Genomic DNA, 11,424 nt, shown 5'->3' with positions numbered 1-11,424 from the left:
ATAAAATATGGACACAACCGATTGCGAAGGGATTTCGGGCAGGTTCAAGCCCCTTGAAAACAACTCTTTGCATCGTTTTCAAGGGGCCTAAAGCAGATTTACTCTAATGGCAACTATTAAGGAAAACGTCTTGTGTCATTTGCAGGAGGATTCCAGCTTGCCTGCTCAAGAGCCGGCCCATATTTGGCAAACGCCTCCTCTACCGAAAGTCTTTTATAAGGGTCAGGCTGCAGCATATCCCAAAGCATATTGGTTGCAGGCCCTAACAAATGCTGACGATCGCGGAGGAAGTCGAAAATATCATTCTCCAGTGTCTGCCGTAGCACTGTTCCTGCATGCCCTTTGGTTCTAAAACCATTACTCTGGGCAAGAAACTCATTCACAATATTGGGTTGATGCATGGGGTTTTCACCCGTTATCAATTCAGCAATCGCAATCCCCAAACTCCAGCTGTCACACTTGGTGCCGTCACTGTAGTCCTCCTTTTGCCTTTCTGGTGCAGCTCGTGTGCTGTAAGACAGGACACCAATATTAGGAATACGGTTTGGTCGGCTATTGACCGCTCTTAACTCCGCGGAAAGGCCAAAGTCAGAGACCTTTACTCCATCCTTATGGGAGTAGAGAAGGTTGTCAGGTTTTAAATCAAGGTGCGCATAGCCTTTTCTGTGCATATGGCGCATCCCTCTCATCAGCTGATGACAAGCCAGGTATCTTTTCCCAAGAGGCATTTGACGCCAGATATCTCCTTTCAAATCGAGACTGCCATCAGCCAGCTCCAGCTGAAGACCGGCTACGGTTTCAGAGACTTCATCCACCATAATAAAGTCATCTGCCTCATGCTCTTTAACGAGTTTGACTTTACTCTCGACCGGTTTCTTACCGACTTCCTTGACAATGTGAGGATGATCCATCTTGGCAATAACCTGCCGCTCCCGTTCCAGGTTGATCATTTCACCATGGAAGTTCTTACCAGGACCGTCCAGTGCCACTTTCATTGCCCTGGTTTCCCTGCCACTCTCAATCAGACGAGCTTCACCAAAGTTACCCGCACCCAGAACCTTACCATGAGTGATTACCTGTCCTTTGTCGTTCTCCCAGCCCCTGACTAATTCCTCACGTTTGATATCAACCAGCTGTCGTATCCTGTTGGCACCTGCTCCTTTGAAAGCACCATCAATAAACTCACAGCTTAACTTTACATTCTCAGCAAACTCAGCAGACATACCCTGCACTTCGACATGATTCAACCAGCCATAAAACTCATTCACATATTGTTGAACCTGAGGCGTCTGCAGTGCCTGATTCTGATAACCTTCCTGAATAACACTCATCAGAAGCCTGAACTGTCCTTCAAGCTCACTGAAACGAACTTTCTGAACCCGTGGATAATTTTGCAGCGCCCTCAGTCTCCAGTCCCTAAGATTTTGCTGGTATGGCCGGGTATTCAGATCGGGAAAGTCTCGTGATGCTTTTTTCAGCTCTTGCAGAGCATTCTCAATGAACCCGGCTGACTTTCCGGTCATATCAACAGTACTCAGCCAGTCCATCCCTCCTCTCATCAAATCGTTTACTGCACGAGTTCTCATGGCTTGGTTGCTCATGGCATCTCTGACAACACTCATCAACAATTTAAAGTGTTTTTCGATAGCAGGAAGATCTTTCTCAGTCACCGCTGGATAATTACGGAGTTCCCTGAGTCGTTTATCTCGAATTAATTGCTGGAATTGCTGCGTCTCCAAACCCGGGAATTCCCTTGAAGCATCACTCAGATCTTTCAGAATCTTTTCAAGGAACTCTGGTAAATCCCCTTTTAAAGCTACCGCGTTGAACCAGGCCATGAACTCACGAACCAGGCTGTTAGCTTGCTGAACACTCATGGTCTTATTTATAGCCTCGTCCCTGACAACATGCAGTAATAGATTGAAGTGTTGCTGCATCAGAGCGGGCTCAACCTCTTTCACCTTCGGGAGGTCTCTGAGACGCTCAATGAGTTTATTTCTGAATGTTTCCTGTAAAGGAATGACCTGAGCTCGTGGGAAAGCCTTACTGATGTCATCACAATCAGTCAGCACTTTTGCAACAAACTCTGGAGTCACATCCGGCAGTCGGGCTGCACTGACCCACTGAAAGTACACATCAAGCAGTTCGTTGATTTGATCTGAAGTCAGCAACCCTCTGTTCTTCTGAGCGTAATCCAGAACAGTCATCAGTGAGTTGAACCTGCCATCCAGCATACGTAGCGTTAAGCTGTCTTTTTGAGCAGCATTTCTAAGGGTGGCCAACCTCCTTTCAAAAACGCTTCGTTCCTTGATAGTAATAAGCTCTGGAAAGTTCAGTTTGACTGATCTGGATTGCTTTTCAGGCAGAGGTGGAGAAGGTTCTTTGACCACTTCTTCAGGCACTACCTGAGGCTTAACCTCGACAGGTTGAGTAACCGGTGGAGGAGTGACTGGCTTTTCCTCTTTCCGGGGTTCTTCAACCACTTTGGCAACAGCTTCCGGTTCTTTTTCCTGCTCAACCGGTTTTGGTGGAAGTTCGATGAGTGGTGGCAACTCTAGCTCAATCTCTGGCGGCAACGGTGTTTTTACTTCCGTTTTGGTCTTGACCTGAGGCTCGTCCGGTACTCTTTCTTTAATAACAGCTGGCTCTTTTACCTCTTCCTGAACCACTGGCTTGGGAGCCGGAACTGTACGATGCTTAGATGTTTTTTCTTTAACCACTTCTTTTCGTGGTCGCCCGGGCTCTTTTGTCTTGACTTTGGCAGTCGGTGGAGGAGTAGCGGCTGCCTCGGGTTCTTCCAGCTTTCGAACCGGTGCAGGTGAAACACCGGGCTTTTCTCCAACAGGAACCACTTTTCTCTCGGGCACCTTAAACTGGACACCTTCATCTTTGGCAATTCTTCTGCAGACTTCTTCAACGGCAGGAATACCGAAGTGACCTTCAATAAAGGAAAAGAGTGCAGCTGACGTCAGCTCCTTTACCCTGTCCTTCATCAAGCCTGCTTTGGCTGTTTTCCAGCGCTGAACCATCTCATCAATCATCTTCGGTTCAGGCAAATGACTGTAATCAATGTAACCAGAACCCAGGGCATCAACCAGAATATCGTAGGTATATTTGTGACTGTTTTTCAGCTCAAGTAACCTGGCATCCAGCAGCTCTTTAGTCAGCTCAGTATCATCCTTCAGAACCTGAACGTTTGCTCCTGCAATACCACGGTTATGAAGAAACTGATTCGCCCTGACTTCCATCTCCTGAAGCTGCTTGATCAGATTCAGCTGCTTTTCAGCGGGAACGGGTTTAACCAAATAGCTCCTCCAGTCTCCCCAACTGGAAGCTGGCCCCGTCACCAGACTTGCTTTCGGACTGTCATTTTCAGCACCGACAAGATCTGTATCCTGCGCGCCTAAATCCATTAGTTTTGTCGACAGACCGTCAACTCTATGACAAATCATGATGCAGCCACTCCATAGCCTTCAGTTATTGAATTTCCCACTAGTTTAGATGGGTATAGAAGGCCAGTTGAGTCAGCTGCTGATATCAGTCAGAGTCTTTCTCCAACGTGCATTTTTTTTGATTAGCGGTTATTTTATTTTTGAAAGAGGCAGGCCCAGAGTCATTTCGGTTAACTCCTGAAGCAGCTGATCCGGATTATGAATCCACTCGATACAATAGCCACTCTCATCTAATTCATAATCATGAGTGACCAACCAGGAATAAAGAGCATCCCATGCAGACATATAACCCGCTTCACTGCTCAACCTTACCTTGCAGACCAGATAAGCACCCGCCGGTAAAGTCAGATTAGCCTCTTTAGCAGTGTCTACTTCATAGCCTGCCACACCACCCTGCTGTTCATTTTCAAGCTCTTCATAGCGAACAGCCAGAAAGAGGTCCTGTCCGGGCTGTCCTTTATTTTGATACGCAAAGTCTGCCAGTTCGTAGACCCCAGCCCCCTGAACCGGCTTAACTGAATAGTGCTGTTCCGGGTATTCCACTACCTGGAAGTCGATATTTTTAGCCATGGTTTTTTCTATGCATTCATCAATTTTCAGCTCCGGATGCCCCAGCTTGAGCACCAGGGATTCTGCTTCTGTGGCACGACCATCCTGAATCATTGCCTGTATTTCCCTGGCATTAAGACCCAACTCTCTCTTTAAAACCTTGGCCATTGCCTGAGAAGAAGAAAATCCGCAATACATGGCAACGTCCGTTACGCTGATTTTCTGGCTCTCCATCAATAGCCCCACTGCCAGCTGCAAACGCATTCTGCGAATATATTGTGCAGGCGTCTCATGAAAGATGACTCGAAACATCCGATGAAAGTGGTAAGGAGAAATAGCACATTGTCGTGCAATTTCGTCAAGAGAAGGTGCAGGTGCCTGCCCCAGGTTTTCAACGATCAGGCCAATAGCCTTCAAAAATCTTTTTCGCCAGTGAGGAGCCAGATTTTTGATCAGCTCTTCTTCAGGCACCAGACTGGTGGACTCAACTACATTCATTCAACAGCTCAGTATTACCAATAAAAGCATGAGATGCCGACAATAACCCAGAGTGAAAGAGTGCTCCAATACGCACCGGGTTCTTCGTCACGCCTGAATTCCCTGTGGAGCCAGACACTGCCCGCATAAAGGTCCCAGGCAGCCCATAACAACAACACGATACCCAGAATTGCAGTCCAAGCCATGATCAACTTCCTCTTTTTATATACTCAGCAATCATTGATAGTCAGTAACGGATTTCAGCTCAGAAATCTTCCACTCACCCTTCTCTTTAATCAGAGTAAAGGTGTCGTTTTCTTTAGCCTCTCCCTCCCAGGGAGAGTTTTCATAGGTAATCTGGTAGCGTATGGTTTGTTGACCAACGATCACTACCTGTTCCTTGTCAGTATTGGCCGAGGTAATTTCTGAAGTCCGGCTTAACTCCTTATACCCCTTCATAAGCTCTGGCATTTCTGCAAGTACTTCTGGTTTCAGAACCTGCTCAAGTTCATGAATGGTCAAGGTTAAGGACTCATCAGGCAACTCGTTACCATACTTCCAGGTCATATTGAGTTCAGCCGAAGGAGTAAAAAGAGACTTTGCTTTATCCAGATCTTCTTTCTTTAATGCTGCATAGTAACTTTCCACCTGCTGACGAGCTTCTACAGGCACCTCTTCAGCTACCACTATGCCGACAAAGCTAACAGCCCCGACTAACACCAATAGTACTGCAAATATATACTTCATCACTGTTCCTCCAGATTACCCATTCTGCGGCAAACACATCGTTCTTGTTCTTTAGATAGCTGATTACCTGGCTATTGCGAGCCTTAAAGATTAATCAGGCTGCTTACATGTCAGGAAGCATCAACATCAAACGGTGATGACAGTATTTATCAAAGGAGATTCAAGTACGTGTCCATACTTGCGGAAATGAAGTATTTACTCCTCACTCCCGGATTGAGAGTGAGAGAGAAAACAAAGTGGAAATGTTTAAATAAAGGGCTCTGAAAGCGAACTCAAAGCTCAAAGTCACAGACAAAAACACCCTCCAGACCGCCATCAAGACACTGAACCAGCTCTTCAGCTACCCTCACATGCTCCGGATGAGTCAGATAGTGATCCCGCGCATTAGCATCAACAAAGTCAAACCAGAAAGCATCAATAAATCCTCTCACCAGAGGTTCCTCTACGCTGACATTGACCACTTTTTTGAACTCAATAATTCCATCAATCTCTTTCTGGAGAGCTGACAGCTTTTGGAACAGGGCTTCTCTCTCGACTTCACTGACTGAATTCAGAAAACGCAGGTGAACCATATGACGGATCATTGAAACTCCTCACTGTGACTCAAGGTATAAACAGGAACGTCAGAGTCTAGACGAACCTAATATTTCTGACGTATCCGTATAGATCCTGTAATATGTTTATTTCATGATGAATGTAGCGAGACTGCTCGCTTGTACGAGGTATCAGCATGAACGAGAAAGACCCCTATGAGTGCACAACCTGCAACACCGTTGAAGTAGGCACTCTGATCAGTGACGACGACACCCGGGTTACCCTGGAGGTTCGTGGCGACGAAGCGGTATCCGCCCAGGATAAATTCAGCAAGATTGAACAACGTGCTCTTTCTGTTGGATCAGGCAACTGCAAGATTCAATCAGAAACCAGTCAGGAAAACGGCATCACAGTGATCAAGGCTATGCTGGATTTTGATTGCACTGCAGAAAAATTGATCTTTGAGATGTCTCAGAGATAAGTGCAGATGAAGGTTTAATCACTAAAAGCCATGGACTGGTTCCTGACCTTGTTGCACAGCACGCCAATCATCTGTGTTCATAATTCAAAACGTGCAAGATAGCTTTGTAGACAGACACTTCATGCAGCCCGTCAAGATTCCTGCACCTGACGCCGAACTGAGATTCTGGCCAGAATTGTTCTCCCCCGAGGACAGTGAGCATTATTTTCATCAGCTCCTCTCAGAGACCCAATGGCGTCAGGATACCATTACGCTTTTTGGTAAAACGTTTGATCTCCCCAGACTTCAGTCTTGGCATGGCGACCCGGGAATGAGCTATTCCTACTCCGGAATTGAACTTGATCCATCTCCCTGGTCCCCCTTGCTACTGGCATTGAAGGATAAGGTTGAATCAGTTTCCAATGCTCAATTCAATACAGTGCTGATCAATCTTTATCGTGACGGCAGTGACAGCAACGGCTGGCATTCGGACGATGAGCCTGAGCTCGGCCACCAGCCTGTAATTGCCTCTTTGAGCTTGGGTCAGAAAAGACGCTTTCGACTGAAACATAAAGAGAGCAAACCCAGAAATATCAAACCTCTGTCACTGGACTTACCTTCAGGCTCCTTACTGGTTATGTCCGGCTCGACCCAGAGCTGCTGGCAGCACAGCATCCCAAAAACATCAAAAACCGTATCCCCTCGTATCAACCTGACCTTCAGGAGAGTCCATGGCCCGAGCCAAGTGCCCACGCTGTGAGCGCCCACTTCAATTTTGCATTTGCAGTAACCTGCAGCCAGAGCCTGCCTGCTGTGAGCTTTTAATCCTGCAACATCCGGACGAGGTTCGTCACCCTCTTAACACCGCCAGAATTGCAAAACTGGGCATACAAAACTGTACAGTACTTATTGGTGAAGATTTCACTGATCACGCCCAGTTAAACCATTTGATTGAGCATAAAAAGGTTTGCTTGCTGTTTCCTGATGACCAGGCCCTTTTGCCTTCTGAGCATCAGAAGAACCATGGCCAACCAGACGTCTGCATAGTGTTGGATGGCACCTGGAGAAAAGCTCGAAAAATACTCCACCTGAATCCACACTTTCACGCCCTGCCGTTTATATCTCTACCTGAGCAGCAACAGTCCAGCTACAGGATACGCAAAGTACCCGGGCCATCAGCCTTGTCGACCATAGAAGCAGCCGTATGCCTGCTCCGGGAGTTGTCAGGCAACCCTCAAGTTCACCAGAACTGTCTGGACAGCTTCAATGCCATGATCGAGAGACAAATAGAAGCTATGGGGCGGGAAGTTTACGAAAAAAACTATAGGAACCGATCAAACTGAACTATTTTCAATAGGCATTACAGTGCTTGGGTACTATAAATACTGCACTGCGAGTCATTAAAAGGAACCTATATACGCTCAAGGATAAAGAACCCGGGAGTTCATCAGGAACAGGTTTAAATCAGGACAAGAGACATTTCTTTCACTGGATTTGTGCGAAAACGGAATCTGCCGAAACAAATAGAGTGGAACAATCAGCAGTACCCAATGTCTCCAGACATTCTCCCACATAGATGACGATTTAAACTGTAATAGAGTTCAGAACAATAATGACTGACGCTATCCTGAAGTTTTCATCCCGATGGTTCTGGGTCTACACCCTTATCGTGTTTGCCATTCTGATTCGCCTGTTCTCCCTGGGGCTATACCCTCTGATGGACACCTCGGAAGCCCGTTATGGTGAGATAGTCCGGTTGATGGTTGAAACCAACGACTGGATCATACCCTACTTCGATTATGGTGTGCCCTTTCTGGGGAAGCCGCCCCTGTTCATCTGGCTTTCTGCGGTCAGCTTCAAACTGTTCGGTATCAATGAATTTGCAGCACGGCTGCCCTCTCTGATCTGCAGTCTCGGCACTCTGGCACTGGTGTGGAAACTCGCTCGTTTCCAAATGAGTCAGTTGCAGGCCAATATTGCAGCACTGTTCCTGATCACTTCTGCTATGTTCCTGGTTCTGGCTGGAGCCTTGCTGGCGGATCCGATCATGACACTGACTATTACTCTGATCCTCAGTGGTTTCTGGATTGGTTGGCACAGCAAAGACCCGAAAGAAGCCACGCTATGGCAATACCTGTTTTTTGCTGGCTGTGGCCTGGCTTTGCTGGCTAAAGGACTGGCAGCACTGGTGTTGGCGGGTGGTCCTATTTTCCTCTGGTGCCTTCCTGAAAAAAGGTTAATCACCCTCTGGCAACGATTCCCCTGGATCAAGGGAATTGTGCTTTCCGCTGTGATTGCCCTGCCATGGTATATCAGTGCCGAAATTCGCAGCCCTGGCCTTCTGGAGTATATGTTCATTGGTGAACACTTCTCACGCTATCTGGATTCAGGCTGGCAGGGGGACGAGTACGGTAATGCCCACGTTCACACACTGGGCGCCATTTGGGCATACCTTCTGGTAGGAGGTTTCCCCTGGACCCTGATTCTACTGGGATGCGTTATTACGCAACTCTGGAAGTACTGGAAAAAGCAGCCCACCCTAAGAGTTCAGCCGTGGGATTACTTCCTGATTTGCTGGCTACTTTTTCTTCCACTCTTTTTCACTTTCACCACAAATCTGATCTGGACATACACACTACCTGTCATGCCAGCACTGGCATTGATCATGGCCCGATTGTTTGGAGAGCACTGGTCCAGCCATGGTACAAAGCTGCTGGCTCTGGCAACACTCACACCGATACTGATGATTGTGACCACCGTTGTCATGATCAATGACGGAGGCAAAAAGTCCCAAAAGCATCTCATTGCCAGCATGATGGCTCATCCAACCGAGCAACCCGGCCACCTTATTTATTTCATGAAACGCCCCTTTTCTGCTCGTTTTTACTCTCACGGCCAGGCCCTGCTGGCTGACAGCGAACAAGAGATTAGAGATCAATTGCATAAGGATCGACGGGACTTTCTGGCCACCAGAGATGGCAATATAGAGATGCTTTCTCCATCCTTACGGGAACGCTTTGAAAAGGTCTCCAGATACCGCAACTGGACGCTCTGGGTTGAAAAAGAATGATCTTACTATGGTCTCGGTCGCACCATCATCGGCAGCTGTGCCACTCACTGGCATAAATCAGCCATGAGTAGAAGAAACATTTTCTCGTCGCCCTTGGGTGATGAAAAAATTTTCACGGTTAATCATAGAATCAGAAAATCACACCTACACCTGCTGCTCCCTTGTCTTTTGATAAGCAGCTCAGCCGAGCCCTCTCCCCCAGTCTTCGACCACGGGTTGGAATGGATCATCAAAAGCAGTTTCTGCAAAATTCTTGGCAGTAACCTTCTGGGTGGCGCTTGTCAGTTCAATATTTCTCTGTTCGGCTCAGAACTTGAAGCGACTATGCCTCTTTATGCCCATAGGCCCAATACTTCTGAAGGTAGAGAGGGCGAACAACAACTTCCCGACTGTCGCAGAGAATTCTTTTCATCAGTAGACCTTTACCGGGTGTCCCGTGACACCCCTGAAGGTTGCAGCCTGATCTTTCATCACTCTGCCTATATCAGCAAAACAACTCATGCCAAAAAGGGACAGGCATTTATTGGTGAGGTCTTTCCAGTGACTGAATTCACCGTAAAGCCAGTGACCCAACCGAACTACTTCATTGAAGACAGACAAAAAAACTATCATCACTGGCTCCCTCCGGAAATTTCCAAAGTAGACAGTCTCCCCGCTCATTCCGTCTCTATAACATCAAAAACCGAGTTCTCGACACAGTCTGATCCAACGCTTGTAATCTCTCACCAGAATACTGTGAAGAATCTTCACTTCTTGCGTTCTGAAATGCCCTTTAGCAGGGAAGGCTGCCAATGGAGTATGCTGGCATTTTCACCTTCGACTCGATTCAAAAAGCTGACTCTGTTTAATGTCACGGAGGATATTTCAGAAGCGCCCTGTGAAGGTGTTTTTCAAACAGGTTATGAGAACACTGAAAATACTGTTCATGACTCTAAAAGTGAATCCGATGCACGACGCCCTGAACCGGCCACTTCAAAAGGGATTGAGAAACATGACCAAGTATCCCAAGAAGCTATCCGTCAGTTGCCCTCTGAAGAAGAACCATACCCAAAAGAATTCCCCTACCATCAGGCAGAAAAAAAGCCTCGACTACCAGTAAGATCTGGCAAAGCAGTTGCGAGTACTTCGATGGATCAGCAAGACATAAAAGACAAACTGTCTATAGAAGCAGAAACTCAACACGAGTTCGCTTCAATAGACTCTTCTGATTCAACCGTTCATAAAACACGAATCAAGAGATGGCTTGAGATCGTCCTGAGACTGATGAATCAAAACTCAACCAGACAGCCTTAAACTACTTCCACTTGATACTGCAACCTACGCTGGGGCTTTGATCAGGCGAAACAGGTGTGCCAGCCAAAAGAGCACTCATTGCAGACTTCAGCTCATTCCCGGTGACCGGCTTGCCATTACCCGGCCGGGAATCATCAAACTGACCCCTGTATACACACTTCAAATGCTCATCAAAAAGAAAAAAATCAGGCGTACAGGCTGCATCGTAGGCTTTGGCAACGGCCTGAGTCTCATCATAGAGATAAGGAAACGGATAGGCTTTCAGGGCCATCTTGTCAGGTGCATCGCCCGGATAGGCCGCTGCATCATTGGCACTGATGGCAACAATACCCACATCCTGATCGGCATATTCCCTGCCTAACTGCACCAATGCCTCTTCAAGATGAACCACATAAGGACAGTGATTGCAGATAAACATCACCAGAACACCCTTGCTCTTCTTAATCTCTTGCAAAGACACATCCTGTCCCGACTTGGGGTCAGGCAATTGAAAGTCAGGTGCATAAGCGCCCAGTTCAATCATATTGGATGGAGTCAGCGCCATGTTTTTTCTCCTGAATCTGGCCCACAGCCTCTGAAGTCAGCAGTGGGAGAGTATTTTCCAATCCTGAAATGAGCCTGAAGGCAGGTACTACTACCTAACCCTCGGCTTGTCGCTCATGAACTAATTGAAACAGGATTTCTCTGGCTTGTTGCAGCTTTCTGGCCGCTTCATTATCGGTCATGGCTTCCGCTTTGTCCTTTAGTTGGTCCAGTGTAATCCCTTCTTTCAGGTACTGTTCTGGTTCCTTCAGTGACAGGAACTTTTCGTAAGGGGTCATCATGTTTTCATAGCGGTACAC

12 protein-coding genes are annotated in these 11,424 nt (G+C 47.1%); 5 read left to right on the top strand and 7 right to left on the bottom strand.

Going from position 1 to position 11,424, the window contains the following annotated elements; translation table 11 throughout:
* Positions 1-116 precede the first annotated feature (116 nt).
* The 5 genes from WG89_RS14100 to WG89_RS14085 all read right to left on the bottom strand — a co-directional run bounded on the left by WG89_RS14100 (position 117) and on the right by WG89_RS14085 (position 5,809).
* The gene (locus tag WG89_RS14100) at positions 117-3,452 is read right to left on the bottom strand and encodes a protein kinase domain-containing protein (protein WP_079253837.1); all 3,336 of its coding nucleotides are present in this window, start codon (positions 3,450-3,452) and stop codon (positions 117-119) included.
* Between the two features lie 129 nt (positions 3,453-3,581).
* Positions 3,582-4,499 carry a helix-turn-helix domain-containing protein gene (locus WG89_RS14095; protein ID WP_062267173.1) on the bottom strand — a complete coding sequence of 306 codons (918 nt, stop codon included), beginning with the start codon at positions 4,497-4,499 and terminating at the stop codon, positions 3,582-3,584.
* A gap of 14 nt (positions 4,500-4,513) precedes the next feature.
* Complete coding sequence (locus WG89_RS31195; RefSeq protein WP_172806818.1) at positions 4,514-4,684, bottom strand: hypothetical protein; 171 nt, start codon at positions 4,682-4,684, stop codon at positions 4,514-4,516.
* Positions 4,685-4,715: 31 nt separating this feature from the next.
* Positions 4,716-5,225, bottom strand: coding sequence for a DUF4829 domain-containing protein (locus tag WG89_RS14090; RefSeq protein WP_062267171.1), 510 nt, complete (start codon positions 5,223-5,225; stop codon positions 4,716-4,718).
* A 272-nt stretch (positions 5,226-5,497) separates the two neighbouring features.
* Positions 5,498-5,809 (bottom strand): Dabb family protein, encoded by a 312-nt coding sequence (locus tag WG89_RS14085; protein ID WP_062267169.1) that lies wholly within the window; start codon positions 5,807-5,809, stop codon positions 5,498-5,500.
* A gap of 146 nt (positions 5,810-5,955) precedes the next feature.
* On the opposite strand from WG89_RS14085, the gene WG89_RS14080 reads away from it, so the two are divergent.
* The 5 genes from WG89_RS14080 (at position 5,956) to WG89_RS14060 (ending at position 10,582) form a co-directional block, all read left to right on the top strand.
* On the top strand, positions 5,956-6,240 hold the full coding sequence (locus WG89_RS14080; RefSeq protein ID WP_062267167.1) for a DUF406 family protein: 285 nt from the start codon (positions 5,956-5,958) through the stop codon (positions 6,238-6,240).
* Positions 6,241-6,361: 121 nt separating this feature from the next.
* Entirely contained in the window at positions 6,362-6,979 is a 618-nt protein-coding gene (locus tag WG89_RS14075) for an alpha-ketoglutarate-dependent dioxygenase AlkB family protein (protein ID WP_062267165.1), read from the top strand.
* Positions 6,951-7,562 carry a tRNA-uridine aminocarboxypropyltransferase gene (locus tag WG89_RS14070; RefSeq protein WP_062267162.1) on the top strand — a complete coding sequence of 204 codons (612 nt, stop codon included), beginning with the start codon at positions 6,951-6,953 and terminating at the stop codon, positions 7,560-7,562. The genes WG89_RS14075 and WG89_RS14070 overlap by 29 nt, the downstream gene beginning before the upstream one ends.
* Before the next feature lie 269 nt (positions 7,563-7,831).
* Positions 7,832-9,289: an ArnT family glycosyltransferase gene (locus tag WG89_RS14065; protein WP_062267160.1), complete on the top strand. Its 1,458-nt coding sequence runs from the start codon at positions 7,832-7,834 to the stop codon at positions 9,287-9,289.
* A gap of 63 nt (positions 9,290-9,352) precedes the next feature.
* On the top strand, positions 9,353-10,582 hold the full coding sequence (locus tag WG89_RS14060) for a hypothetical protein (protein ID WP_172806817.1): 1,230 nt from the start codon (positions 9,353-9,355) through the stop codon (positions 10,580-10,582).
* Position 10,583: 1 nt separating this feature from the next.
* Here WG89_RS14060 and WG89_RS14055 read toward each other — a convergent pair whose 3' ends face one another.
* Entirely contained in the window at positions 10,584-11,126 is a 543-nt protein-coding gene (locus WG89_RS14055; RefSeq protein ID WP_062267156.1) for a thioredoxin family protein, read from the bottom strand.
* A 94-nt stretch (positions 11,127-11,220) separates the two neighbouring features.
* Positions 11,221-11,424: hypothetical protein (locus tag WG89_RS14050; protein ID WP_216638488.1), on the bottom strand; the 204-nt coding region annotated here is incomplete at its 5' end.

It is taken from the genome of Endozoicomonas arenosclerae (genome assembly GCF_001562015.1).
In the GTDB taxonomy this organism is placed as follows: domain Bacteria; phylum Pseudomonadota; class Gammaproteobacteria; order Pseudomonadales; family Endozoicomonadaceae; genus Endozoicomonas_A; species Endozoicomonas_A arenosclerae.
The sequence above is the reverse complement of the archived record's forward strand: the minus strand, read 5'-3'. Positions and strand labels throughout refer to the sequence as shown.

Bases quoted from the DNA above. Each gene is read 5' to 3' on its own strand.
- WG89_RS14100 (WP_079253837.1), bottom strand. From the start codon at position 3,452: ATGATTTGTCATAGAGTTGACGGTCTGTCGACAAAACTAATGGATTTA.
- WG89_RS14095 (WP_062267173.1), bottom strand. From the start codon at position 4,499: ATGAATGTAGTTGAGTCCACCAGTCTGGTGCCTGAAGAAGAGCTGATC.
- WG89_RS31195 (WP_172806818.1), bottom strand. From the start codon at position 4,684: ATGGCTTGGACTGCAATTCTGGGTATCGTGTTGTTGTTATGGGCTGCC.
- WG89_RS14090 (WP_062267171.1), bottom strand. From the start codon at position 5,225: ATGAAGTATATATTTGCAGTACTATTGGTGTTAGTCGGGGCTGTTAGC.
- WG89_RS14085 (WP_062267169.1), bottom strand. From the start codon at position 5,809: ATGATCCGTCATATGGTTCACCTGCGTTTTCTGAATTCAGTCAGTGAA.
- WG89_RS14080 (WP_062267167.1), top strand. From the start codon at position 5,956: ATGAACGAGAAAGACCCCTATGAGTGCACAACCTGCAACACCGTTGAA.
- WG89_RS14075 (WP_062267165.1), top strand. From the start codon at position 6,362: ATGCAGCCCGTCAAGATTCCTGCACCTGACGCCGAACTGAGATTCTGG.
- WG89_RS14070 (WP_062267162.1), top strand. From the start codon at position 6,951: ATGGCCCGAGCCAAGTGCCCACGCTGTGAGCGCCCACTTCAATTTTGC.
- WG89_RS14065 (WP_062267160.1), top strand. From the start codon at position 7,832: ATGACTGACGCTATCCTGAAGTTTTCATCCCGATGGTTCTGGGTCTAC.
- WG89_RS14060 (WP_172806817.1), top strand. From the start codon at position 9,353: ATGAGTAGAAGAAACATTTTCTCGTCGCCCTTGGGTGATGAAAAAATT.
- WG89_RS14055 (WP_062267156.1), bottom strand. From the start codon at position 11,126: ATGGCGCTGACTCCATCCAATATGATTGAACTGGGCGCTTATGCACCT.